Source organism: Natrinema soli (genome assembly GCF_028618695.1).
Genome location: NZ_JAQIVI010000132.1, coordinates 69694 through 96331, shown reverse-complemented (window position 1 = coordinate 96331; position 26638 = coordinate 69694). Strand labels below are relative to the sequence as shown.

The 26638-nt window shown below is 59.1% G+C and carries 18 protein-coding genes and 3 pseudogenes; 7 read left to right on the top strand and 14 right to left on the bottom strand.

The window, feature by feature from the left end:
* Positions 1-4: 4 nt before the first annotated feature.
* Genes PGX04_RS09080 through PGX04_RS09070 form a run of 3 tightly spaced genes read right to left on the bottom strand, consistent with a single transcriptional unit; the run spans position 5 to position 3046 of the window.
* Positions 5-838: a carbohydrate ABC transporter permease gene (locus PGX04_RS09080; RefSeq protein ID WP_273738206.1), complete on the bottom strand. Its 834-nt coding sequence runs from the start codon at positions 836-838 to the stop codon at positions 5-7.
* A complete protein-coding gene (locus PGX04_RS09075) occupies positions 835-1764 on the bottom strand; it encodes a carbohydrate ABC transporter permease (RefSeq protein WP_273738205.1) in 930 nt (309 codons plus the stop codon). Before PGX04_RS09075 ends, PGX04_RS09080 begins: the two co-directional genes overlap by 4 nt.
* 1 nt (position 1765) lies before the next feature.
* On the bottom strand, positions 1766-3046 hold the full coding sequence (locus PGX04_RS09070; protein WP_273738204.1) for an extracellular solute-binding protein: 1281 nt from the start codon (positions 3044-3046) through the stop codon (positions 1766-1768).
* A 276-nt stretch (positions 3047-3322) separates the two neighbouring features.
* Here PGX04_RS09070 and PGX04_RS09065 point away from each other — a divergent pair, with 276 nt between their 5' ends.
* From PGX04_RS09065 to PGX04_RS09050, 4 genes and pseudogenes are all read left to right on the top strand, one after another.
* Positions 3323-4288 carry a D-2-hydroxyacid dehydrogenase gene (locus PGX04_RS09065; RefSeq protein WP_273738203.1) on the top strand — a complete coding sequence of 322 codons (966 nt, stop codon included), beginning with the start codon at positions 3323-3325 and terminating at the stop codon, positions 4286-4288.
* A 188-nt stretch (positions 4289-4476) separates the two neighbouring features.
* Positions 4477-5259, top strand: coding sequence for an IclR family transcriptional regulator (locus PGX04_RS09060; RefSeq protein ID WP_273738202.1), 783 nt, complete (start codon positions 4477-4479; stop codon positions 5257-5259).
* Positions 5260-5724: 465 nt separating this feature from the next.
* A pseudogene (locus tag PGX04_RS09055) lies at positions 5725-6660 on the top strand (IS630 family transposase).
* Positions 6661-7253: 593 nt separating this feature from the next.
* Positions 7254-7657: pseudogene (locus tag PGX04_RS09050) on the top strand (phosphoenolpyruvate carboxylase); the annotation flags it as partial.
* A 70-nt stretch (positions 7658-7727) separates the two neighbouring features.
* Here the strand turns inward: PGX04_RS09050 and PGX04_RS09045 are convergent.
* The 5 genes from PGX04_RS09045 to PGX04_RS09025 form a co-directional block, all read right to left on the bottom strand.
* Positions 7728-8540 (bottom strand): hypothetical protein, encoded by an 813-nt coding sequence (locus PGX04_RS09045; RefSeq protein WP_377042444.1) that lies wholly within the window; start codon positions 8538-8540, stop codon positions 7728-7730.
* 203 nt (positions 8541-8743) lie between these two features.
* The gene (locus PGX04_RS09040; RefSeq protein ID WP_273738200.1) at positions 8744-9856 is read right to left on the bottom strand and encodes a DUF8073 domain-containing protein; all 1113 of its coding nucleotides are present in this window, start codon (positions 9854-9856) and stop codon (positions 8744-8746) included.
* A 318-nt stretch (positions 9857-10174) separates the two neighbouring features.
* Positions 10175-11983, bottom strand: coding sequence for an archaea-specific SMC-related protein (locus PGX04_RS09035; RefSeq protein ID WP_273738199.1), 1809 nt, complete (start codon positions 11981-11983; stop codon positions 10175-10177).
* 2 nt (positions 11984-11985) lie between these two features.
* On the bottom strand, positions 11986-12627 hold the full coding sequence (rdfA, locus tag PGX04_RS09030) for a rod-determining factor RdfA (protein WP_273738197.1): 642 nt from the start codon (positions 12625-12627) through the stop codon (positions 11986-11988).
* Between the two features lie 242 nt (positions 12628-12869).
* Entirely contained in the window at positions 12870-14168 is a 1299-nt protein-coding gene (locus tag PGX04_RS09025; RefSeq protein WP_273738196.1) for an amidohydrolase family protein, read from the bottom strand.
* 194 nt (positions 14169-14362) lie between these two features.
* On the opposite strand from PGX04_RS09025, the gene PGX04_RS09020 reads away from it, so the two are divergent.
* Positions 14363-15700, top strand: coding sequence for a dihydroorotase (locus PGX04_RS09020; RefSeq protein ID WP_273738195.1), 1338 nt, complete (start codon positions 14363-14365; stop codon positions 15698-15700).
* Between the two features lie 97 nt (positions 15701-15797).
* Here PGX04_RS09020 and PGX04_RS09015 read toward each other — a convergent pair whose 3' ends face one another.
* A complete protein-coding gene (locus PGX04_RS09015; RefSeq protein ID WP_273738194.1) occupies positions 15798-17510 on the bottom strand; it encodes an NAD(+)/NADH kinase in 1713 nt (570 codons plus the stop codon).
* 225 nt (positions 17511-17735) lie between these two features.
* A pseudogene (locus tag PGX04_RS09010) lies at positions 17736-18563 on the bottom strand (7,8-didemethyl-8-hydroxy-5-deazariboflavin synthase subunit CofH); the annotation flags it as partial.
* 273 nt (positions 18564-18836) lie between these two features.
* Here PGX04_RS09010 and thrC point away from each other — a divergent pair.
* Positions 18837-20096, top strand: coding sequence for a threonine synthase (gene thrC / locus PGX04_RS09005; RefSeq protein ID WP_273738193.1), 1260 nt, complete (start codon positions 18837-18839; stop codon positions 20094-20096).
* Between the two features lie 130 nt (positions 20097-20226).
* Here the strand turns inward: thrC and PGX04_RS09000 are convergent, their stop codons facing one another.
* Together PGX04_RS09000 and PGX04_RS08995 are read right to left on the bottom strand one after the other, a co-directional pair.
* Entirely contained in the window at positions 20227-21264 is a 1038-nt protein-coding gene (locus PGX04_RS09000; protein WP_273738192.1) for an LLM class flavin-dependent oxidoreductase, read from the bottom strand.
* A gap of 162 nt (positions 21265-21426) precedes the next feature.
* Positions 21427-23070, bottom strand: a complete 1644-nt coding sequence (locus PGX04_RS08995; protein ID WP_273738191.1) for an N-acyl-D-amino-acid deacylase family protein — start codon at positions 23068-23070, stop codon at positions 21427-21429.
* Positions 23071-23198: 128 nt separating this feature from the next.
* Here PGX04_RS08995 and PGX04_RS08990 point away from each other — a divergent pair, with 128 nt between their 5' ends.
* Positions 23199-24431 carry a Zn-dependent hydrolase gene (locus tag PGX04_RS08990; RefSeq protein WP_273738190.1) on the top strand — a complete coding sequence of 411 codons (1233 nt, stop codon included), beginning with the start codon at positions 23199-23201 and terminating at the stop codon, positions 24429-24431.
* 64 nt (positions 24432-24495) lie between these two features.
* On the opposite strand, the gene phnE is transcribed toward PGX04_RS08990, so the two are convergent.
* A complete protein-coding gene (gene phnE, locus PGX04_RS08985) occupies positions 24496-25380 on the bottom strand; it encodes a phosphonate ABC transporter, permease protein PhnE (protein ID WP_273738189.1) in 885 nt (294 codons plus the stop codon).
* Between the two features lie 353 nt (positions 25381-25733).
* Positions 25734-26402: an NADPH-dependent F420 reductase gene (gene npdG, locus PGX04_RS08980; protein WP_273738188.1), complete on the bottom strand. Its 669-nt coding sequence runs from the start codon at positions 26400-26402 to the stop codon at positions 25734-25736.
* Positions 26403-26638: the final 236 nt, after the last annotated feature.

The window sequence follows — 26638 nt, the reverse complement described above, 5'->3', positions numbered from 1 at the left end:
CGACTCATACGTTAAACGCACTCTCCAAGTAGTTGCGCGCGACGAGGTAGATGATCGTCGGAGGGGTGCCGATGATGATCGTCTCGGCCATCAGCTTCCCCCAGTATACTCGCTCACCCGACCCGCCGCCGATGGTGCCGTACAGGACCGGCACGGCCGGAACCGGCCCCGTGCCGGTGGTCAAGAGGTTGGCGAAGAGGAAGTCGTTCCATCCCGTGAGAAACGCGAGGAATCCGACGGCAACGATACCGGGGGCCGCAAGCGGGAGGATGACTCGAACGAACGCCGTGAACTGCGTACAGCCGTACACCTGCGCGGCCTCCTCGATGTCCGTTGGGAGGTTCTCGAAGAAGTCCCGAAGGATCCAGATGGAAAACGGGGTGACGAACACTTGGTATGCCAGAATCATCCCGAAGATGGTGTTGTAGATCCCGAGCGCGGTCCACAGGTCCATGATCGGGATGATCAGCAGGATGTACGGGAACATCATCGCCGAGATGATCGCGTAGAAGCCGATCGTTTTCCCGTAGAACTCCTTCCGGGCGAACGCGTAGGCTCCTGGGATCGTGATGGCGAGCGCCAGCAACGCGGTGCCCGCACCGATCAGGAAGCTGTTGACGAGATTCCCTCGTAGATCCTCGAACCCGCTCGTCCACGCCTCCAGTGTCGGCTCGTACGGGACGAGGTGCGGATCGGTAAAGAACTCGCTCGGCGGCATAAACGACACCGAAAGGATGAACAGGAGCGGAACGAGGTTCGCGAGCACGAGAAACGCGACGACGCCGTACGCGGTCGCTTTCAGCGTCACGCCGGTCGCGTCGTAGCCGGTCGCACTCATGCTCCCGCCCCCTCGCTTGCCCGCTCGAACTCGCGGATGAACACGAAGACGAAGCCGAGGGTCATCACGAGCAAGATGATACCGATGGCGTACGCGACGCCCATCTGACCCCGTCCATAGGCGAACTGGTACAGCAACACGGCCAGGATGGACGTATCGTATCCCGGTCCGCCGTTCGTGATCTGGAGCACCTGCGAGATTTTGGTCATGTTCCAAATGATTCGGATGCTCAGCGCGACCAGAATGGCGCTTTTCAGCTGCGGAAGCGTTACGCGAAGGAACGTTTGGAATGGTCCCGCGCCGTACATGCGAGCGCTCTCGTACAGTTCCTCCGGGATGCTCTCGAGGCTGGCCGAAATGATGAGAAACATGAACGGCCAGAACGTCCACGTCGTCACGAACATCACGACCGCGAGCGACATGGGCCCGCTGCTGCCCCAGTAGATCGTCGACTCGATGACGTTCCACTCGGTAAGAAAGCCGAAGACGGGGCCGAAGTCGGGCTCGAGCAGGTACGCCCAGATGGTCCCGATCACTAGCGGCGGCATCGTATACGAGAGCAGAAACGCCGCGCTGACGAGACTCTTCCCACGGCGGAGTTCCCGGACTGCGAGTGCCGCCGCGAGCGCGACGACCAGCTGAAACACCGTCGTCAGCGAGAAGATGACGGTCGCCTTCAGGGACGTGTAAAACGGCTCCCACTGAAATAGGAACTCGTAATTCGCCAGCCCGACCCACGTCGGCTCGCCGCCGAAGGGCCACTCGTTGAAGCTCATGTAGACCCCCTGCATGAAGGGGAGCCACATGAGCGCGAATAGGAACAGCAACACTGGCATGATCAGCAGATACGCGAACCAGTTCTCTGAGAGTACCGTTCGGTAGCGCTCGGTTCTGCCACCGACGTCGAGTAAGTTCCGTGTCGACATGTTAGATATCCACCTGATTGCGTATTTCTTCGGCGGTCAGGTCACAGGCCTCCTCGGGGCTGATCTTGCCACGGACAGCTTCTTGGAATCTCGGTCCGGCGATGTTGTACTGAATCGCGTTCATCTCGGGGTGGCTCGACCACCCGTGTTCCATCCCCTCGACGGTCGTCTCGAGCGTCGAGATGTAATTACTCCGGGAGAGGGCCTCGTCGTCCTCGAGCTCCGGCCACACGTCCCGCCGAACGGGGAGCGTCGCAAGCGACTTCGGCACCTCCCGCTGGAAGTCCGCAGAGAGCAGTTTGTTGATCCACTGGATCGCCATCTCCTCGCGTTCCTGCCAGACGTCTTCCGAAACGCCGTCGGGCTTTCGCATAAGCGCGACACACTGCGTGAAGAAGTCGCCGCGGTTGCCTGCGTCGCCCTCCCAGGACGGCCCGAACACGATTGTTCCGTCCCTGATCATGTCTTCCGCGCGGCTCATGAACTGGCCGAAGCCCTTCGTGCTCCCCTGATACATACTCACCTCCCCCTGAATGAGCATCTGGGCGGCGCCTTCGTTCGACGCCGTTGCCGCCTTGGCGGAGGAGAGTCCGTGCTCACGGTAAAGGTCGACGTACTGTCTGGTCGCTTCCTTCCAGATGTCGTTGTCGTAGTTGACGTCCGACCAGTCCTCGTTGAGATACATCCCGTCGTATCCGCCCTTCGAGGCGGTCCACGTCACGAGCGCCTCGTCGGTGACGTCGCCGTGCTCGCCGTAGATTTGAAACCCGTACTCGCCCGGGCCGTCCTCCTGAAGCTGGGTCGCCAACTGGACGAGATGCTCGTAATCCTCGGGCGGAAAGTCGTCTTCGATCGAGAGGCCGGCCGCTTCGAAATGATCCGCCCGCGCGATAAAGGGCGCGCCGACCTCGAGGCCGACGGGTATCTCGTACAGTTCCTCGTCGAAGCCGCGATAGCAGCTCCGGGCCATCTCCAGTGCCCACTCGACGTTCTCGAGCGCCTCGTCGTCGAGTCTATCCTTGTACTCGCTGACGGGTTTGACCCAGCCGGGTTCGATGAACTGACCGGTGAGCGAGTTCGTCGAGTCGTAGAGAAACGGCCGATTCCCGTTTTGGATGTTGTTCTTCCATTTGCCACCGTTAATGTCGTTCCAGTTCGACCAGTTCATCTCGAGTTGTGCGTCCTGCTCGCGCTGGAACGTTTCGACGGTGGTTTCCATCAACTTCGCCGCGACTTCCGATTGGGAGTGGAAGTACTCCCAGTACTCATCGGAGCTACTCACGCCGTTTGACCTGTCGACAATATCGCTGAGGCAGCCTGCTGACCCTGCAACCCCAGCGACACCGGCAGCTGCGATAAACTGGCGTCTTTGCATCTGGCCTGCCATACTGGCACATGCAGTATCGACTCTAATAAACATTCGGGTGAGATGATGAATAATAATCATGGAGACACCGTCGACAGCGCTGCCGGTTGGACAGGATTAATAACCCCACCGCAAGTGCGTTAGCGCACTGTCGCGGGAGAGTCACCGTTCTCCCGTCGGCGGAGTCTACCCATGAGCAACGATACACCGGACGTTCTCGTCCTACGCTCCGATACGCACGGACTGCCAGCGCGTGAGTACGCCGATATACTTGACGCGCAATTACCGGATCACGACGTGAGACTCGCCCGAACTCCGGCTAAAGAGCGCGAATTCATTGAGCACGCCACGGTCGTCTCTGGCGTTGACATCGACGAAAGTCTACTGGAGCACGCAGAAGACCTCCGATTGTTCGCGGGCGTCGCCGCGGGCTACAATCATCTGCCGCTCGATACCCTGCGGGAGATGGACGTCGCCGTCACCAACGCCTCCGGAATCCACGCACCGAACATCGCAGAGCAAGTCGTCGGCTATGTGCTGGCCTTCTCGCGACGGCTCCAGACGGGACTGAGACAGCAGCACCGCCACGAGTGGCGCCACTATCAGGGCGACGAACTGATGGGGAGTACGGTCACCGTCGTCGGTCTCGGCGCGATCGGAACGGCCGTCGTCGAACGGCTCTCCGGGTTCGATGTCAAGACGATCGGGATCAGATACACTCCCGAGAAAGGAGGTCCGACGGACGAAGTCGTGGGCTTCGACCGCGAAGACGTCCACGATGCGCTGGCCCGGACCGAGTACCTGATCATCGCCGCGCCGCTGACGGAGACGACGCGCGAACTGCTTTCGAGCGACGAGTTTGAGACACTGCCACCGAACGCGACGGTAATCAACGTCGGTCGCGGAAAAATCATCGATACCGACGCACTCGTGACCGCGATCCAGACGAATCAGATCAACGGGGCCGCACTCGACGTGACCGATCCTGAGCCGCTCCCCGCGGATCACCCGCTGTGGCGCTTCGAGAACGTCATTATCACTCCGCACAACGCGGGCCACAGTCCGAAACACTGGAATCGGTTGGCCGATATCGTCGCCGACAACGTGACGGAACTATCCGCGACGGACGATACCGGGAGCCTCGTGAACCTCGTCTGATCGGTGGCTAATAACAGACGATTGGTAGACGTATCGCGATACTCCCGTTTCGATCGCTCCTGAGAGAACGGAAAGACGAACGGACTCTCGGCTTACGGGCCCCAGCTCGGATCAATGTCTAGAAACAGCAGTTCGGCCGCTCGCCGACGAGAGGTATCGTTAAAAGAGTGCGAACCGAAGACGGAAATATGATCGACAGCTCACCGGAATCGACGCCGAACAACACGCTCGGATCGGTCGAGAAGGCCTTTACCGTTCTCGAGCAGCTGAGACAAACGGGGAAAGCGGGAGTCTCAGAACTGACGACGCAACTCGAGTTCCCCAAAAGTACCGTTCACGTCTATCTGCAGACGTTACAGGATCAGGGCTTTATCGTACAAGACGACGGTAAGTACACGTTGAGTTACCGGTTTCTGGAATACGGCGGGGATCACAGAAATCGATCGCGACTGTACGAAGTCGCGAGACCGGAAGTGGACAAGCTCGGATCCGAAACCGGTGAGGTTGCGAATCTGGGGATCGAAGAGAACGGACTGCGAGTCCTCCTCTACAAATCGGAGGGACCAGACGCTATCCACGACAACGCACCGATAGGAGAGTACGCGCACATGCACTGGACAGCCCTCGGCAAGGCGATGTTGGCCCACTACCCGACGAGTCGCGTCGAATCGATCGTCGACACCCACGGGTTGCCGCGAGCGAACGAGCACACCATCACGGACGTCGACGAACTCTTCACCGAACTGGAGGACATTCGCGAACGCGGCTACTCCGTCGAGGACCAGGATCGGAGGCAGGGCGTTCTCACGATCGGCGCGCCGATCGTGGATCGACGATCGGACGAAGTCATTAGCGCCGTATCGGTTTCCGGGCCGAAGAACCACTTGGACGAGCACGACCGGTTCGAAGAACTCGTCGCAGCGGTCGAGAAGGCGGCGAACGTGATCGAACTTCGCTACGCGCACTATTGACCCTGAGTTCCCGCTCTCCAAAATGCGTAAAGCGGTTCGGCTCGTCCAACAATGTTGTGTGGAAACGAAACTGATCAAACATGAGACAGTTTCAGGCCCCCTAACTTTACAAGCATATGGATATAATCCTCTGGTCTCGAGATCGATCTATTTACGCCGGGACGTATAATATCCACTCACCGTCGACAAATTACGTTGTTATTATTGATTATTCGGCAGAATTATTATCACCAAGCATCCTTCATCCAGGATAGTTGGACGATAAGATTCCCACCTCGACGGCCGCATTCCTCGTCGTCCACGGTGGGTGTCTGCCATCGGTGATAGTCATCGCGCTCTTGAAGCAGGTCTCACCGGCAGTGTCTATAGTAACCGTTAGAATTTTCTGCTCAGAGATTGATGGTGAACGTAGTGGAACATCTTGACGAGGTCTCTGTCGGAAAATTGTAAGATGCTCTTGACAATGTGGAAGGAAAGAAGTCGACACAACAGCTCTTAGCGGCAACCACGTACAAAAGCGGCGTCACGCAGACTGAACTAGCCGAGTGGCACGACGTTCAGCGACGGACGATCTATAGTTGGCTCAAGCGACTCGTCGTGTCGAGTCGCTTGAGCTGGCAGTTACTGACGCTCACCGATCTGGGAGAAAAGGAAAGTTCCCAGAAAACGAACAACAAAAATTCGAAGAAACTGTCCACGTATCTCCGAGAGAAGTGGGGGTTGACGCACCGGCGTGGACGCCGGCACTCGTTCAGCAGTATCTCGAGGAGACGTACGATGTCGAGTACGCAATCCCGAGTTGCCGGCGACTGCTCAAAGAAGCGGGATTGAGCTATCAAAAACCACGCCGTACAGCCGCCGAGTCTGAGTCCGACGAGCAAGAGCCGTTCCGCGAGGAACTCAAAAAAGCGGCGAGAGATGGACGCCACAGTAATCTGTATCGATCAAACCAAGAAATCTGTGCAGATTGAGCCGCGTGCCGCGTAGTTGCCGTGCGGCACACGGCCGTCTGTCGAATTATCCGGCCAACGCGACTGAACGCGTCTCTTGGGCGCGATCACCGTCCTCGGTGATCGCTTTTTTGCTCGATTTGAAGAGTTGCCGATCACGCGAAACATTTCATTCTCGCATTATGCAAAGAGTTCGGATATGATCTGCTCGTTGTGTGAGATGGAGCGCCATACTTTCAGGCGTCGATTGTCACGGATCTGACGGCCCGTGACGACCTCGGATCCATCACATTGCCGGCGTATTCGCTGGAACTAAATCCGGTCGAAGAGTGCTGGCGTCAGCTTCAAACGGCTCTCAGTAACCGGTTCTTCGACCCACTTGGCGAGCTCACAACAGCGATCGATACCGCTCTTGAGCAACTTTCTGTGAAAAGTGGGCAACTATTTCTAACGTCCACTAGAGTCCCAGCAATTGCCTCCAGCAGGAACCTCAATGGAGTGAAACTGAGCATCAAAACTGTAGCATTCCGACCAAAGAACGCCTCGAGTGTCACCACTGTGATTGCACAACCGATCATCGATTCAGTGTTCACGAATCGCTCCCCGACGCAACGTGGACCAGCCACGCAATCTGGCAGTGCCAGGTCTGCAGGATGCCGTGCTATGGGCCGAGTCTAGAATGAATCGCTACGCATCAGGTCTTAACCAACAGACGGTAATGTTGCAGCGCGGATGTTGGTTAACGGTGATGGTTGTCTGTGCTGTCGTGTTTTGTTTGTCTGCGCCGTGACCGACTGAGGAGTATCCAATGGACCCACGCAATACATTGCCTGAAGTAGAGCCAAGAACAGAAGTCCATACGGAACACCGCCAACCCTCGCAGAGGTCGAACCACTACTGACTGGGGCTGCGTACGATACATACCAGCGTTGCTCTTGAACAAGAGCGATACATCAGACGACACGCCGATCAAAGTGGAGGCCCCAGCGTCCACTACTTATGGCTCTACCGCTGCTTGAATCTGGCGTCTTGATCGATTCCTAGCTGGACGACGGCGGCTCGATGGAGACGCTCCGGACGATGTACGACGAGTGGCCGTTCTTCCGGACGACCCTCGACAACGCCGCGCTCTCGTTGTCGCGGACCGAACTCGAGATCGCCGAGCACTACGCGGGGTTGGCCGGTCCGGACCTCCGGATCGGTTCTTCCCCCGCGTGACCGACGAGTACGAGCGGGCGACCGAACTGCTGACCGAGATCGGACAGCGCGAGCGCCTGCACACCCGCGATTGGCTCAGTGAGATCTTAGAACTCCGGAATCCGTACGTCGACCCACTGAATATACTACAGGTGTACCTACTCGACCAGACCGATCGGACGGGAATCGAAAAGCGGACGTTACGGCTGACGGTCAAAGGAATCGCTGCTGGGACGAAAAATACGGGATAGGATATCGAGGGACCGTCTGTGAGACGAACGGCCAGAAAACGCGTTACGTCCATCGGAACGGGTACTGTCTTTACGGTTCATCCTCTTCGAGGTACAGACTCCGGTTGATAATGAGGTTAGCGATCATATTACTATCCATGATCTCAGTTCTGGCCTCGTTCGGATCCGTCCCCTCGGGATACCGCTTCACTTCGAACGAATCGAGAGCGTTCCGGTTTTCCGTGACCGGTTCAATAACCTCGATCAGTTCATCATCGACTTTGTTATGGAGCGTATCTCCGGCTTCGAAACCGACAACTGGAACGTCGTCAGGCCAGTCCCACTGGAAGTTGCGAACATATTGATCGAACTGCCAGACCAACTGTTCGATCGCACTCTCCTCAGTGACGGTGTTTTCGGTCGACTGTTCGAGATGACGGTCCCAATAGTCGATAGTGCACTCCTTCAGATCAGCCTGAAGGTTGTCTTCGACGAGTTTCTCTTCGATCGGATAGCCGATCTCGATCGCAATGATCACATGCTGGTCAAGGTGATTGAGACATCGTTGGCATTCCATCTCGAAGATAGAGATATCTATCGGGTTTTCCAGAGTGAGGTGGGCGAGTTCCTTCCCACAGTTCGGGCACCAGAGGAAAAGAACGTCGTTGTCCGCACGGTACATCTCACTGAGGACCGTGAGCTCGTCGAAGGCTTTGTTTTCGGGCGGCTGCTGATCTGCGTTCGATGTGCTTTCTTCGGTCTCGATGTCCGTCCCCGCGAATTTAGCTAATTCTCGGTCCTTCAACAGCGCTTTGATCACTGAATCGTGTGAAGAGTGAGACTCTTCCTCGAGAATCTCTTCAATCTGTTTTTTCGTCCAATCTCGCACCCTGATTGTTGCCATTGTGTGTGAACTCTTCACCCATCCAAATAACGCTTCCCGTCTAGTCACCCAAATCAGCATGTAAAAGAAACGGGTGAAACGAGACAGCGCTAACAGCAAGGAGAGAAGACGATTTACTAGCCATCTACACGGCTCATCCGTACAGAATACGCTACGAACGGCTGTTGGGCCCGTGGCAACGTCCGTCGGGCACTGCGGGTTTACTACGGAGTATCCGGGTTGTCCGGAGCGATTCGTCGCCGTACCTCCCTCGGAGAGACCCTAATCTGCTCGGCACCAAGACGCTGCGTGACGAGGTCTATCAGCGCGGTTTCTTTGAGGAGTCGCCGGGCGAGATCCTGATTGACACCCAATTTGGTTTTAACCTCGTAGACGGTGCTCGACTCGTTGACGATCGTTGTGAGTTCACCGACGGTCAAACCCTTTGGAATACCGTGTCCATCGGCGATGAGCGAGTCGTCACTGCCTTCACTGTTCGTCTCGGCGAGAAGTTCGGCCACGGACGTATCGCCTTTCTCGGATGGGGCCCCATCGTCAATGCCGCCTTCGGGAGCATCGTCACGGCTGCTTTCGCCAGTGCCATGCCCGTTAGTACCGGTCGTAACGTCCGAGTTGTCGGATCTAATAGATGCTGGCCGTTTCTTCGTCGCCGTTCCTGGAACGCCGCCCTCATCCGATCCCGCTGACTGATCTTCGTCGAACGATGCGGTAGTCTCACCCCCAGCCATCTCGGAGGGAATCGCGTTCGGCTTCCCAGATCCGCTTTCCTCCGCGAGGTCTTCGCTCGAGAGATCAGGGGTATTCTGATCAGGGCCGGTATGGTTTCGCACCGGTTTGGTATCGCTGGGGTCATGGATATCGTATTCGACCATGTATCGTCGAACCGTCTCCGAGGTGACATCGACACCCAGCGCCTCGGTCATCTCGGGGAAGGTATCGTACTGTTCGTAAACGTCTCGTAACGAATCTGGATCTTTGTATGCTGGAACAGCGTTCGAGCTAGCCCGCTCCGAGGACGCACCGACGCTGGTCGGTGAAGGACCATAGCCTTTCTTTGACTCCTCGACCGATAGCGTCACCGAGAGATCGATATTCGCATGTCGGTCCTCGAGGTTGACGTTATCTCCCTGGACCGAAATTCCATTGTGGAACTCGACATCAGCGAGGACCGGTACCCCGACAGTCAGTCTCGCGGTTATTTCATCACGTTCCTGAATCACTTGCTCGCTGATTTCGACGTTCTTGACCTCAGCATCGGTCGTCTCTAAGTGCTCGAGTACCGCAGTTAGTTCCCCAAATGCGTCACTAACTACCATATGACAAGGTTCGACACGGCCACATTATTGGGTTCCCATACAGGCCAGTATTGCCGGTGGATCCGCGAACTCACGATACAGGGTGAAATGAGTGAGAAGAGGTCAGTGCGACGAAGGATAGGAGCGGTGGTTCACGTCGGTAAATCCACCGTCGAGGTCAGTCGGGCGAGGTGGTCGTTCGATCTAATGGTGTTTCGGACCGGTACCGTCACCCACGGTCGATCGAGGCGCTATGGCTCGTGAATCTCTCGCGTCACTGCGCCCGGACAAAACAGTTGTGACGGAACGAACCGTAAAGATGGGAGAAAGAACGGTCACTCAGTCAGTGATGACCTGCCTGTTCGTCGCGACGGTCCAATTACCGGGATCGATCTCGCGGCCCTCGAACGCAGTGTACTCCGGATACGCGGTGAACACGAGGTATTCCGTTCGTTCGTGAAGATAATCGACTAGCGTATGCAGGTTATCGTCCGCTAGCCCACCGAGACCGTCGACGAGCAAAAGCGGCACCGCCTCGTCGACGTCGAACGATTCGTAGCCTGCAAGCGCTGCGACGAAGCCGATAAGTTCGAGCTCTCCCTCACTGAGTGCATCGAGACTGGCTTCTCGACCGTCACGAGCGACGACGAGATCGAAGTCGGCAGTGAGACGGGCGGTCTCGAACCCCGTTCCAAACCGGGAGAGGATTTCATCCATCGCTTCGTCGAACGCCTCTCGAGCGCGGTGTTTGATCCTGTCTTTGCGATTCCGGAGTTCTTCGATCTCGGACCGAATTTCCGCGCTCTCGGCATCGAGCATCTCGACTTGTTCGGCCCGAGTTTCGAGCTGGGATAGCTCGTCTCTGACGTCGTTCAGTTCGGCTTCCCGATACTTTATCTTGCTTTCGACGTCGGAGATCGCTTCGACGGTCTCGTCGACGGTATCTGAGAGTTCTTCGGCCCGTTCCTGAGCGTCTCGGTATCGATCCTTCGCTTCGTCGAGACTCTGACGTCGATCAGCAAGCGTGTCCTCCAGTTCCGTTATTTCACTTTCCAGATCACGCTTTCGACGCTTCCCCTGATCGATCTCTTCGCGGCGGGCTTCGAATTCTTGGACTCTATCGTGATACTGCTCTTTCTGTGCCCGCAGATCCGTGATTTTGTCACCAAGGTGGTCGAGTCGTTCCTCCATCTCCCCACGCCGAGCCTCGTTCCCGCATGTCCAACAAACCACGTTGTCTTCAGTTAATTCGCGTTCGACCTCCGTCAAGAGATCGAGTCGGTTCTCCTGTAGAACCATCTCGTTCGCCGAGTAGACGGATTGCAGTACTTCGGAGTCCCGTTCAATTTGTTGCAGTTGGTCTCGAGCGGCCACAAGTTTATCCTCGATATCGTCGTCCTCCGGAATTTCGAGCGACTCGAGTTCGGACCTTCGCTGCTGGAGTCGTTCTTCGGTCCGTTCGATGGACCGTTCTAATCTGTCGGTCTGGTTTGCAGCTCGATTCCGTTCCGTCTGTACGTTACTCAACCGTTGCTGGGGTGACGTGTCATCGTTCCCGTCTTCGCCAGTTGCTTCGTCAGAGTCGTTGACGGCGATTTCGTCGCGCTTTTCGCGTAACTCCTCGATCTCTTTCTCGAGTTGGGTGACCTGTTCCTGTACACCGGGCAGGCGTTTTTTCGCCTCTCTCGCCTGTGAGAGTTCTGATCGTATCTGCTCGCGCTCGCGTTTCAGATCGGTGATCTGCTCGTCGATATTCTGAAAATCGAGCGGGCGCATGAGAACGTCCTCCAAGTTCTCGCCCTGGCGAACGGCACTGCGGACCTCGTTGCGCTCGTCGAGACAGGCAAACAGTTCCGTCCGAATAACGTCGTACTCGTTTTGGAGATACGGGGTGCCGCTTCGCCGAACGGTCCCGTTCTCGCGGACCAGCGTAATCGTGATATCGCGGTCGGGTGTCTGTAGCTTCACCCGTCCGCTGTCCTTGTTTTCGGTGAGTTCCGTCGACGTTCCGAGTGCGGTCTTGATAGCCTCGATGAAACTCGATTTTCCCTGCCAGTTCGAGCCTCTGACAGCGTTTACCCCCGGTTCAATGGTCGTCCTTCCGTCGAGTATTCCAGCGATGTTTTCGATTTCGATATTCCAGGTCATAATCAGTGTGAGGTGGCGGGTGTTTGGTTGTGCTTTTCACAAACGTAGCCCTGCTTGACCGCTACTTCGAGCGGGATACGAGTCGGACAGGACTCGCAACGCAGTTGGATCTGGACCTCGATGGATGATGATTCGACGCCATCGATCCGTCCTTTCGACTCCAGAGACGACAGTGCTCGTTCGGCTTTCTCCCTGGCGACCCCACGAGCCACCTCGATGCTCTCACGTTCCCAATCGGTCTCGGCAGTTTGTGGTGCTTTGTCCCCATCGAGACACTCCTGAAGGTGGTTTCTTATCGTCCCATACGACACCATGTCTTCGAGAACCCGTTCGGCGTCGATTCCGTCCGCCGATAAGCTCTCGACCATCTCCTCTCGGACGAGTTCGTCGTCGCTGCGTAGCGCCTCGTAATCGCTATCGACACGAGCGCCCAGCGAATCGCGGCCGTACTCGTCGTACACCTGTTTGAGGAGGCGTTTGTTGAACCACTCCGTGAGCGATCGGTACCCCATCGGCGTCCGGTCGTCGGATCCTTTCCACCGAGCGAGGAGTCCCTCGTCGATCGATTCGTACACCGGATCGGCGGAGTCCAAACCGTACCGTTCTACGGCTGCATCCACCTTGCAACCGGGATCAGTTGGCATTACCTATTCTTACTCGCGCATCGGTGATAAATCTTGACGAAGCGTGTACGATTCGTCCCACCCTCTCGTTTGGACGCCTGAATGGTGTGAGCTGTAGTTAACAGACTTAGCCTGTTAAGACGCTGGGTGGAGAGGACGCGAACAGAAGGGTAACAAGCTTAGCCTGTTAACTATAGTTCGTTACCTGCCCTTTCGTCAACAGTGAGGAAGTATACCGCTAGCCGACAGCCGGTACTGTCAGTTCAGAGTCGATCCCAGAGTTCGGCGCTCGCCTCGCCGACGGACTCCAGTTCCGCGTCGTCGACGCCACGGACACCCTGATCCGGACTGTACGCGGTTTTTCCGTCGATGACGGTCCGCGTCACGTCAGCCCTGCTTGCGGCACTGACGACGTAGTAGGGCGCGCTCTCGGGGAGCACGGGGTTCGGACTGAGGTCGAGTGTAACGAAGTCGCCGCGTTTCCCGACTTCGATGCTACCGATCCGGTCTTCCATTCCGAGGACTCTCGCACTACCGATAGTCGCCCACTCGAGGGCTTTCGCCATGTCAAAGCCGCTCGGATCGTTCTGTTTCAGTTTGTGAATGCCAACGGCCGACCGCATCGTTTCGAAGATATCGGGGTCCCAGCCGTCGTCGCCGATGCCGATCGTCATATCGAGTTCTTCCATCGTCTCGACGTCGGCGACGCCGACCGCGTTGTTGATATTCGAGTACGGGTTGTGCGCGACCTTCACATCGTTTTCGGCGAGGATCTCGAGTTCACGCTCCGTGGAGTGGACGCAGTGGGCAGCGATGACGTCTGCCTCGAAAAACCCCATCGAGTCGAGCGCGGGAACGGGCCGTTCCCCGTACTCCTTTATCGACTCGTGGACGTCGACCAGCCCCTCTTCCAAGTGGATCTGGATCGGCCGATCGTCCCGGACCGCACGGTCGACGCACTCGTCGACGACGTCCTCCGTGTTCGTAAACAGTGTGTGGAGGCAGTAGTGGCCGGTGATATCGTCGTACTCGTCCTCCGCCTCCTGGATGTACCGCTGGTTCTCGTCGATCCCCTCGAGGGCCTCCGCTTCGGAGTTACGTGCGGTCGTCTCGAACGAAATCATGCCGCGGATCGGCGTCTGGGAGACGCCATCAGCGACGGCGTCTAGGGCACCGGGGAGCGTGTTCGGCCCGGAATAGTTATCGCAGAACGCCGTGACGCCGCTTTCCACCATCTTGGCGGCCGATCCGAGGGCGGAGAACCGGGCGTCACGCATCGTGAACGCCTCGTCGACTTCCCACCAAATGTCGATGAGCGCTTCGTAGAAACTCTCCGGGGACGCGGTCAGCGGCGCGCCGCGAATCGGAAGCGCGTACATGTGCGTATGGCAATTCACGAGGCCGGGAATAACGACCTCGTCGCGAGCGTCTATCGTCTCCTCGGCGGATTCGTATCCGTCGGCGATGTCGACAATTTCGCCGTCCTCGACGACGACGTGGACCTCCTCTCTGACCTCGCGCTCATCGTTCATCGTGATGAGCGTGCCTGCGTTCAGTATCACACCATGGCAGATACTGTCGTTCTACAAAAAGGTACCTCCGATCGACTTCGTCGACCGTTCCCATATGGCAACACATCGCTGCCACAACCGGATTTTCGGCGTGGCCGCGTTTGCCGAGGCGTCACGCACCGGAAAGTGACAAGGTAACGATTGCATCGCCAACTGTTTTGGTCGTCCGCGATACGATTTCGTTCATGACTGATCGTCTCATCGAAGATGCACGTATCGTCAGTGCGGCCGGCGTTCGAGCGGGATCTATCGCCATCGACGACGGCCAGATACGGGCGGTCGGCCCTGGCGTTGCGAGCGAATACGGCGACGCAACGGACGTGATCGACGCTGCGGGGAAGATCGCCATTCCCGGTGTCGTAGACATCCACAATCACCTGCACGATCCGAACCTCTTTCCAGACGGTATCGACTTCGCGTCTCAGACGGCGAGTGCCGCGGCCGGCGGAGTGACGACCGTCGTCGAACTCCCGACGCAGAGCCCGATCACATCGCCGGACGCGTTCCGGAAGAAGAGGGACGAATGTGCCGAGCTCGCACACATCGACTTCGGACTGGTCGCGGGGAACGTCGAAGAGGCGGACATCGACATCGAGGGGATCATGGCGGAGGGGACGCGCGATTTCAAGACGTTCACGGCCGAGCCGTACCTCGCTTCCGACGAGACGATCGTGTCCCTGATGGCGGCCGTCGGAAACGCCGGCGGGAAAGTCCGCGTTCACTGCGAAACGCAAGGAATCCTCGACCACGCTCGAGCGTCGATAGACGAAACTACGCCGGACGTGTACATGGAGTCCCGTCCGCTCGAAGCGGAACTCGATGCCATCAATCGAATGGGATGGTTCGCCGAGTACGCCGAGTGTCCCCTGCACGTCGTCCACGTCTCTAGCGGGAGCGGGGCACGTGAAGGCGGACGGTTCAAATCACGGTCGAACGTTCCGGTGACCCTCGAGACCTGTCCGCATTACCTCGCGTTCTCGGCGGAAGACGTCAAGGAGAAGGGGCCGTTCCTGAAGGTCAATCCGAGCCTCAAATCGCCTGCAGAGGTCGATCGACTCTGGGATGCCGTCCGGGACGGAACGATCGATCTCATCGCCAGCGAACACTTCCCAACCTACCGGGAAGACCGAGAGCGCGGCTGGGAGAACATCTGGGAGCCGTACGCCGGACTGCCCAGCATCGAAACGATGCTCGAGTTCCTCGTCAGTGCCGGCGTTCACGAGGACCGACTCTCTTGGACACGGCTTCACGAACTCGTCTGTTCGCGGCCAGCACGCGAGGCCGGTATCTATCCGCGGAAGGGATCACTCCAAGAAGGGACCGACGCAGACATCGTCCTCATTCGCGAAGACCAGTTTACGGTTTCGGCCGACGACCTTCAGTATGCCGGCGGCTGGACGCCGTACGAAGGTCGCGAGTGGAGCGCACGCGTCGACACGGTCATTGCGAACGGCGACGTTATCGCCAGCGATCACGAGACCCGGTCTTCGCCCGGCCGGGGTGAGTTCCTCTCACGGCCGTAGCTCACCACTGAAACGGGCGTAGATTTCGACTGAGTGTCGAATCCGAAACGAGAAGGGGATTGCAGCAGCGCAGCCAGGTATAACGTGGCGCGGGATGTCAGTCCGCGCTGGTCTGTTTCGGAGTTTGCAGGTCCTGTTTGTCGTCGAGATGACGGAGCAGTGCCTCATGGACCGGACCGTTCGAGCCGACGAGTTCGTTCCGCGTCTCGTGGGCCGCGATCGGGTCGTACCGGTCACCGTTCGCGTTCGTGAGCGTGGCGCCGGCCTCGCGAGCGATAACTACCCCTGCGGCGACGTCCCACGGATACGTGTCGAACTCCCACAACGCGTCTGCGCTCCCAGCCGCCAGGAAGCAAAGATTCAGTGCGGCTGAACCGATACTTCGAACACCGCGGGTCTCCTGGTAGCAGTGGGAGAGGAACGCTCCGTTCGGATCATATCCGGAGAGGAGCATACACTCGTCCAGCGACGTTCGATCGGTCGTCGAAATCGGAAGGCCGTCCAGCGTCGCTCCTTCTCCTTCGATCGCGGTGAACATTTCGTCAGTTTCCGGCGCGTAGACGACACCCATTACGGGTTCCTCGTCCTCCAGAAGCGCGATGGAGATCGAATAGTTCGGATTTCCATGTGCGAAGTTCCCCGTGCCGTCGAGCGGATCGATCAGCCAGGTGTACTCGCTCGTCCCGACTTGCTCGTCGCTCTCCTCCGACCGGATCCCATGAGTGGGGAACTCGTTCTCGATGACGGTCGTGATGATGTTGTCCGCCTTGTAGTCGGCCTCGGTGACGATGTCCGATTTATCAGACTTGTACTCGACGGACTCCGTCTGTCCGTGGAGTTCTCTGAGTGCCTCACCGGCCGCCTTCGAAGCGTCCTCCGCTACCTGCTTGGCCCGGCGGACGATGTCTTCTGCTTCGGTGATCGAGACCACCCGGTCGGTATTGCCTTGATCGTGTCTGTCTTCACGGACGCTCCAGCCGAGTTTCTCGGAGATGGACGTGAAGAAATCATCGTCATAACTCGTATTGACGACGAGTGCCGACGTGTCGGCTCCACTGATAGTGATCGTATCGCCCTCCTCGAGACGGGTCTGCGCGCGTCCACCGTCCACGAGGAGGTTTGCGGGCCCCTCTGAGACGACTTCGATGGTGGTGTTCGCATCGACGATGAGCGGACGGATACCCATTCGATGGGTGTGCAGCGGCACGATCTGTAACGACGAGTTGTTCATCGGGTAGTGGACGGGGCCGCCAGCCGACAGTGAGACGCCGGTCGAACCGGTCGGCGTCGACACTGCAAGTCCGCTCCCTTCGTACTCACCGACGAACTCGCCGTCCGCGAACACCTCCAGCTCGGTGATCTTCCTCTCGACAGGGTTCTCCGGCGGCTCGTGTTCGATCATGACGTCATTGATACCGGTACAGTCGACTCCGGTACCCTCGACGTGTAACTGCTGGCGGCGGTCGACCGTCGCACCGCCCTGAATGGTTTCGTTGAGGGCGTCCGTGAGGTCGTTCGGGGAGATACTTGCGAGGAATGCGAGCGTCCCGGCGTTGATCCCGAGAATCGGGACCTGCTTCGGGCTGAACTGCCGGACGCCTTCGAGGTACGTCCCGTCACCGCCGAGAGTGACACCCAAGCACTCGCGTTCCGGGGTGTACACGTCGTCGATGTCGTCACCCACCTCGACCGCGTGGACAGGTATCTCGTGATCGTCCGCCCACGTTTCGAGCGTCGATAGTTCCTTCTCACTATCCGGACTGACGAGCGCGATGATCTCCTCTATTGTTGCTAAGCGTCTTCCGTACATGGTTGTAACTCACTGCTAGCTCTCCGTGCGCTATCCTCGGCGACCGGGCCAAGGGTAGTGGACTATGCTAGCGTCCAACGAATGATCGAGCGATTACCGTATAAAAGCACTGTCGCCACGACGAGTGTGGCACGAGTGTGTCGCCAGTGTGGCTCGTCCGTTCAATGTGTGACGTACGACGCAGTAGGCGTATAACGCACATGATTCGAAGGTCGTGACGAGGAGTTACTCGACGAGCGGCGTTCCGTCGGCGGCAGGTCCGAGACGGGGGCCGATTTGATCCGACTCGACATCGACGCGACGGCGCTGTTCGTAGTCCGACGAACGTTCGACGGGCGGCCGTCCGATCGCTGAAAGCATGTCACAGTACTCTTCGAACGAACGGAACTGGCCGTAACTGCCACCGGCGCGCTTGGTGATCTCTTCGGAGAGGATCGTCCCCATGAAATCGTTCGCTCCGCAGTTGAGTATCTTCAACCCCTGGGCGTCGCCGTATTTCACCCAGGACGATTGGATGTTCTCGATGTTGTCGAGAAAGAGGCGTGAGACGGCGATCATGAGTTCGTCTTCGTCGGTGCTGGCACCCGACTTGACGATGCCGTGTTCGGCAAGCGGGGTCTGTTCGTGCACGAACGACAACGGAACGAATTCGGTGATGTTCCCCGTCCTATCCTGCAGGTCTCGAATAACGTCGAGATGCTGGACGCGATGCATCTCGTTTTCGACGTGGCCGTACATGATCGTGGCCGTCATCGGCAGACCCACGGCGGCAGCTGCTTCCATTGCTGTGATCCACTCGTTGGTTCCGATCTTCCCGGGGCAAATTACCTCACGGACTTCGTCCACGAGGATCTCCGCGGCAGTCCCGGGAATGGAGTCCAAGCCGGCATCACGGAGACGACGATACACCGCCTCGTACTCCCAGTCGGTGCCGCGCCGAGCGTGATAGGCCTCCTCCGGAGTCATCGAATGGACGTGGACGCCGTCGACGCTCATCGCCTCCAGCTGGTCGCAGTACGTCCTGGGGTCAACAGTATACGCGGAAGGGGACTGGACGGTGGCTGTATACCATTCGACCGGCGGGTCCAGTGACTCCCGCTCGAAACGCGTCGGACATGAAACGAAGACGTACAGCCGTGACGATAAATGTGCCCCTGTCCGATTTCTGAACGGCGCTTCAGGACATTTGTGACGGGTTTGGCGATCATGTGCCAGCCGGTGACAGTGATTGCTCTGCTGTGTCTCGGAGATGCGGCTCATTGTCAGCGACAGCCGTTTTGAATGGTGTGCGGTGTCTTTTAGTAGGTGCCTTGCTTGATATCTCGTATGGCAATGGACCATGTCACTACGTTAGAGTGTACGATTTGCGAGAGGGAGTACGATCCCGACCAGATTATTTACACCTGTCCGGAACACGAGGGCGTCAAAGGCATTCTCGAGGTCAAGTACGATTACGACGTCATCGACGACAACTTCGACGCCGACCTCGACGGAGACATTCAGAGTCAGTGGAAGTACGAAGCGTTCCTCCCGGTCGACGACGACGCAGAGGTCGTGACCCTCAACGAAGGCGGGACGGACCTGTTCGATGCCCCGAATCTAAGCGAGGAACTCGGTGTCGAGACGCTCGTCAAGGACGACGGGCGCAATCCGACTGGCTGTTTTAAGGACCGCGCCAGTTCCATCGCGGTAACGAAGGCCAAGCACGCTGGCCGTGACATCATTACGTGTGCGTCGACAGGGAATGCGGCGGCTTCGCTGTCGGGATACGCGGCACGTGGCGGTCTGGACTGTCGCATCTTCGTTCCCGGGGCCGCACCTGCCGGAAAGCTCGCTCAGCCGCTCGTATATGGTGCCGACGTCCTCGCCGTCAACGGGTCGTACGACGAAGCGTACGATCTGAGCGTCGAGGTCACGGACGAGTACGGCTGGTACAACCGCAATGCGGCGATCAATCCCTTCCAGGTGGAAGGGAAACGAACTGTCGGTCACGAGCTCGCGGAACAGTCGGTGGTCCGCGGGGAGGTTCCCGACTGGGTAGTCTTTTCGATGGGGGACGGCTGTACGATCGCCGGCGCTTGGAAGGGATTCAAGGAGTTTTACGACCTCGGATATGTCGACGACTACCCGAAAATGCTCGGTGTGCAAGCGGAAGGCGCCTCGGCAATCCACGATGCGTTCCAGGGCCACGAGGATATCGACGATATTGCAGACACCATCGCCGACAGCATCGCCGTCGGCCGGCCGCGTAACACGATCAAGGCCTGCCGCGCTCCCCAAGAGAGCGGCGGAGACACCGTGTTGGTCTCCGACGAGGATATTCTCGAGGCCGAGAAGCTCCTCGGGACTACGGAGGGGATTTACGCCGAACCCGCAGGGGCGACGCCGGTCGCCGGCGTTCAGGAGGCGCTGGAGCAGGGCATCATCGAGCGGGACGAAACCGTCGTCGTCGTCTCGACCGGCTTCGGCCTGAAAGATACCGAAAGCGCGAAGAAAGCGACCGGCGACGTCAACCGAATCGAAGCCGAACTCTCCGAAGTGGAAGCGCTATTCGGGGACGCCCAGGCCGCCGCTGCCGACGACTGATCGTCGGGGACGCGCTGCTAAAGCCCTTCTCGATCCGGGATGCTTCTCTCGAACGGAAACTACAAACACCCTAAAAGGAGCAGGCGGTGCCATCGCTCGTCCGAAACGTGAACGAGTACGCGCCGTATCGCTACAGGTAGCCGTCAGCGAACTCGTCGATCATCAGTTCGCGGTCGTCCCCGAGCGGATAGAGAATCGGGCACTGACAACCGCTCTCAGCGTATTCGCGGACTTTTTCCCGGCACTGCTCAGGAGTCCCACTAGCCGTGAGCTTGTGGACGACGTCGTCAGGAATGAGTTCCATTCCCTGCTCGATGTCTTCCTTGTCCGCCGGCCAGCCGCCGATCGCGTCGCCGACCTCGTCGATGAGGTCTTGACTGACGCCGCTTGCCTTCATGATGTGGGGCTGCTGTCCCAGGTACTGCGTAATGAGTTCGCGCGCGTTATCGAGCGCTTTGTCGACGTCGTGGTCCATCGAACAGACGATCAGTTGCGGTCGGTCGATATCCTCGAGCGACCGGCCGCCGCGCTCTGCGCCAGTCGCAAGCGCGTCGAGTGCCTTCTCGTTGTACTCGGGACTGACGAGGTAGTTCATCAGGGCTCCGTCGGCGAAGTGACCCGTAAGCTCGAGCATTTTGAATCCGGTACCGCCGACGTACACTGGCACCGTCCGCGGTCCGGAGTCACCGTGGACGACGTCGAGTTCCACGTCGCTCATCTGGACGAACTCGCCATCGTAGGTGACGTTCTCCATGTCCAGGAGGTCCTGCGTGACCTCGACGCATTCCCGCATCGCGCGGAGAGCACCGCTTCGGTCGATACCGACCTTCTCCGCCAGCGGGTCCCACCAGGCGCCGATCCCACACTGGATTCGGTTTGGACCGGCGAGTTCCTCCAGCGTGCTCATCGTCTGGGCGATGAGTGCGGTGTTGCGCGTCCAGTTGTTGATGACGCCGGTCCCGAGCTTGATCTGATCCGTGACGGCGGCGTACGCACCGAGCGGCGTGATGCCGTCGCGTGCGAGTCGAGACTCCGCCTGCCAGATCTCGTCGATTCCCTGCTCTTCCGCGTACTGGACGAGTTCGAGATTCTCCTGTAACGAATGTTTGTCCTGCAGGTAGATACCAACACGGTCGCCTCTATCGAACACCTGTTTGCTACTGCTCATTGGAAACCCGTTGAGAAGTAACCCGACATCTACTAAATAAGTATGGGTGATAAACTCAGGCAATGCCGAACAAACGACTGCAAATCTATACGAACCGATCGCGCAAGTGGACCAAATCGGTGTATCCGTGCGTCGGTCATGTGCCACAGCACAGATCGTGTGTCACGACTCGTTGGACGACCTGTCGAGCGCCGGCCGTTCGGAGCCGCCCCACTCGTCAGTCGAGCGGAGAATCTCACCGTTACGAACGCCCGTCGTCGTCCCGTTCTCGACGGCCATCGCTCCGCCCAGAAGAACATACTCGAAGCCGTCGGTGAGCTGGAACGGGTCCTCGTAGGTGGCGTTCTCCGACACGGCGTCGAGGTCGAAGACGACGAGGTCTGCAACGTACCCCTTCTTCACGTATCCCCGGTCGTCAAGTCCGAGAATGTCGGCGGGGTGGCCGGCCGCCTTTCGGGCCACGAGCGGCAGGGACAGTACATCGCGCTCACGCACGTATCGGTCGAGGATGCGACCGAATGTTCCGATGGCTCTCGGATGAGGTTTTCCGCCGAAGATTCCGTCCGTACAGAACGTTCCTCGGTCGTCCGCGAGGAACCGCTCGATGTCTTCTTCCGACATGACGAAGTCCGCCATCGTCACGTCCAGACGCTCCTCGACGAGGAGTTTACACATCGCATCGACCGGGTCGAGGTTTCGCTCGGTCGCGATCTCTTCGATCGTGTCTCCCTGGTAGTCGCCGCTCGCGGTCCGTGTGATGAGGATGTTGTCCCAACTGCCTGCCGCGCGAGCCAGGTTTTCCCACTCACCCGGCGACGAGATGTCCTCGGCGATGCGCTCTCTGACGGCCGCCCGTCGCAGCCGTTCGAGGATGTCCGCCGTTTCGCCCTGTCGCGCCCACGGCGGCAACAACGCGGTGAGCATCGTCGAGCCCGCCGTGTAGGGGTACTGGTCGAACGAGACCCGCTGTCCCGCGTCGATCGCGTCGTCGAACAGATCGAGGATATCCGTGGAGTTGCCCCAGTTCTGTTGGCCGCCCACCTTCAGGTGTGAGACGTGTGCGTGACAGCCGCCACGCCGACAGAGCTCGAGATAGCGGTCGATCGATTCGACGACTCGGTCGGTCTCGTTCCACACGTGAGAGATCATAAACGAGTCCCGGGCCGCGAGCGTCTCGGCGAGCGCCTCGAGTTCCGGGTCGCGTCCGTAGGAACTCGGCGGGTAGATCATTCCTGTAGAGAGTCCGAACGCACCGCCGTCGATAGCCTGACCGAGCCTCTCCTGAACGTCAGCCACTTCTTCTGTCGAGAGTTCGCGGTCCTCGAATCCGGCGATGTGAGATCGCAGGTTCCCGTGAGGGGCATAGTGGGCAACGTTGACGGCCGGCGCCGCCTCGTCGAGTTCGTCGAGGTACTCGGAGACGGAACTCCAGGGCCATCTCCTGGCGAGCGTGCCGTCTAACGACTGGATGCGCTTCTCCCATTCCGTCTTCATGTCGTCCGGAACGGGAGCGACGCTGACTCCGTCCTGTCCGAGGACTTCGGTCGTGACTCCCTGTGTGAGTTTCTCCTCGGCGGTGGGGTTGGTGATCAGCCGCAGTTCTGAGTGGGCGTGCATGTCCACGAACCCGGGGGCGAGATACGCTCCGTCTAGGTCGATGTGCCGGTCAGCACCGACTGGATCATCGCTGATGCATTTGATCCGACCGTCGTCGACCAGAACGTGTGCGCTAAAGACTGGCCCACCGGTGCCATCGAGAACGCGTGCGTTTCGAAACTCTACGGATCCCGTGCTAACAGACGACATGTGTCGACTCTCGTGGATGGGCCGTTTGGTTCTTTCGGTGAGTTGCGCCCCGTCTGGCAGTGTTTGGCTGCCACTCTGTGGTAGAGCCCGTCGGAATGTTAAAGTCCGACCCACTGGTGCGTTCCCACATGGTCGAAGTGAGTATCGACGAGCAGCGATTCTGTCAACGGTTCGACGAGTTCGGAGAGATCGGGGCGACCAAAAACGGCGGGGTGAACCGCCCGAGCTTGTCCGACGAGAACAAGGAAGCCCGAGATACCATCGTCGAATGGTTTCGCGACGCCGATCTGACGGTCCGTATCGACGAGATGGGGAACATCTTCGGACGGCGATCCGGGGCAAATCCGGACGCCGACCCGGTCATGTTCGGCTCCCACATCGATAGTCAGTACAACGGTGGCCGATACGACGGTGTGATCGGCGTCCTCGGCGGCCTCGAAGTCGCCGAAACCCTCAACGACGCCGACGAGACGACGACGCGCCCGCTCGAGGTCGTCGCGTGGAGTAACGAAGAGGGCGTCCGGTTCCAGCCGGACATGCTCGGCAGCGGCGTCTTCTGTGACATTTTCGACCTCGAGTACGCGTACGAGCGCGAGGACAAGGATGGGAAGACGTTCGGTGACGAACTCGAACGGATCGGTTACAAGGGCGACGAGCCCTGTGAACCGCACGATATCCACTGCTATTTCGAGATGCACGTCGAGCAGGGACCGTTCCTCGAGCAAGCAGACCTGCCCGTCGCGGCCGTCGAAGGCGTGTTCGGCTTCTCCTGGATGAACGTCACGTTCGAGGGGCAGGCGAACCACGCCGGCCCGACGCCGATGGACATGCGTCACGACGCCTTCGTCGCGACGGCCGACGTGACCGACAGCGTCCGGCGGATCACCGCGACCGAAGGGACCGACCTCGTCGGCACCGTCGGCAGCGTCGACGTCTGGCCGAACGCGATCAACGTGATCCCCGAGAAAGTCGAGTTCACGATCGACTTCCGGTCGTACGACGACGAGGTCGTCGATGCAGCGGTCGAACAGGTCCAGCGCGAGATCGCCCACGCGGCCGAACGAGAGGGCCTCGAGTACGAGTTCGAAGAGATCATGCGCGTCGACGCCGACCCCTTCGACCAGAGCTGTATCGAGACGGTCGTCGACGCCGCCGAAACGGTCGGCTGTGACTACACTCGCCTCGTTAGCGGTGCCGGCCACGATGCGAATTACCTCAACAAGATCACGCCGACGAGCATGATCTTCGTCCCGAGCGTCGATGGCATTAGCCACCGCGAGAGCGAATACACCGAGTGGGATGACATCGTGACCGGAACCGAAGTACTCCTCGAGGCCGTCCAGTCGAAGGCGTCAGCGTAGGCGATGTCCGGGACGGCCTCGTGCTAGTCCCGTTCGGCATCGTTGCGACCACTGGCTGCTGCGTTCACACCATCCGGGCGCGAAGTCGCGATGCGAGCGCGTCGGACATCACCACGAGCGCGAACACCGCGGCGATCGCCGTGACGAGCTTCTGATACTGTAACCGCTGAATCGAGATGACGAGGTAGTAACCGATCCCGCCGGCGCCGACGAAACCGAGTATCGTCGCCGAGCGGATAGTACATTCCCACCTGTAGAGCGTGTACGACGCCACCGTCGCCGAGATTTGCGGGACCATACCGTGACAGACGGCCTGGAACCGCGTCGCCCCGCTCGACGCGACCGCTTCGGTCGTCATCGGATCCGTATCCTCGAGGAAGTCCGCGTACAGTTTGCCGAGCACGCCCGTATTGTGAACGCCGAGCGCGAGCGCGCCGGCGAACGGTCCCAGTCCGACGGCGGTGACGAAGAGAAATCCCCAGACGAGGCCGGGAACCGATCGGAGAAAACTCAACAGTAGTCTGGCACCGCGATGGAGTGCGTATCCGAGAGCGATTCGCGAGGAGGAGGCATTAGCATACAGCGGTCCCTGATGTGTGACGGTCGATGCACTCGCAAGCGCGAGCGGGGTCGCGAAGACGATGGCGAGGGAGGTGCCGACGATACTGATCGCGAGCGTTTCGACGACCGCCCACAGCAATCCGCCTCGGAGGGTTCGACCGAACAGAAAATCGTGGCTGATGTCTGGCGGATATCCTTCGGCGACGAGCAACCACATCTGGCCGCGAGCGTCCGACGACAGCAGGAGGAACGGATCAACGTCGACGATCCACCCGGCTACTACGAGGACTACCGTCACCGCGAACACGGACGATAGCGATCGTTTCGAGAGAGGTATACGACTACCGTGTAGATCGGTCCCAGCGTGCTGTTTTGTGTCTTCTGTCATGGATGTCGTCTCTGGCGAACGGTGATCCCGGACTCGCGGACAGAACGTGGCAGCAAATACCACCCCGCGGAGATCGGTGAGATTCCGTCTCCGTCGTCACTCGTACGTGAGAATGTATCAATGTTACCCCGACGTCGAACCGGCCTCCCGATGACGGACTTCGCTCTACTGATAGTTCGTCGTTCCGACGGACGAAAGGGACCTCGAGATCGAGTTCGTGCGACTCGTATCGTCGTCGGGGTTCGTCAGGCAGAAAGACCAATGGCGATACTCGCAGTTCACCGTCGACGGATCGCAGCCGACTGTGCGACCGAGTGAACGCTGCCGACCGCGACAGGAACCGTCCTCGCTCGTTACTCGAACCGGACGCCGATGTCGTGCATGCCGTCATTGTTCATCGCGAGGTTAATCAGAAGCGGTGTCACGCTCTCGACGACGCCAGTATTCGCGAGCGGGCCGCCGTCGAGCGCCCGGAGGCCGTCGATGTCCTCGGCCAGCGCCATGACCGTCTGCTTCGCCTCGCTATCGTCACCGGTAACGACGACGTCGGCCTTGAGATCGTTCTCGAGGCCGCTGAGCGCGCCCGCAGCGAGGTTCTGGAACGCACTCACGACCGGTACGTCGTCGGGGGCCGCGCGATCGATCGCTTCGGCGACGGATCCTGTTTCGGGCGGATCATAGTGAAAGCCGCTCGCATCACGCGACATCTGGACCGCCGGACTGACGAGTACGTCGTCCTCGCCGAGGACGGGCGCGACCGTCTCGACCGTCTGTGAGGCGTATTCGGGCGGGACGCTGACGACGACGACCTCGGCGGAATCGGCGGCCGTCTCGTTACTATAGCCGGCGATGCCGGGAGTGACACCCGTCTCTTTCAGCGACGAGTAGTACTCGTTCGCTTTCTGCTCAGCCTTGTCGGCGTCCCGTGATCCGATGACGACCGAGTGGTCAGTGTCTCGCGCGCAGCGCAGCGCGAGTCCTTGGCCGATATCACCAGTTCCTCCGAGGAGTGCAATCTCCATACAGCGACAATGCAGAGTGGCCGTCAAAACTGTATTCGTCACACAGCGATCGAACAAATCGGAAACACAGCCCTCACTGCCACATCGCTGTGCCAACAGACGATTCGACAGTTGCCGAACCGGATCTCGGATGACGCGGGACGGCCCTGCTGTCCAACGAGCCTGGCCAGTCGGTTCGCTGGTTCTGGGCCGTCTCAGGCCGGCGTTGAGGCAGTCACCCATAGATATATGTGTTG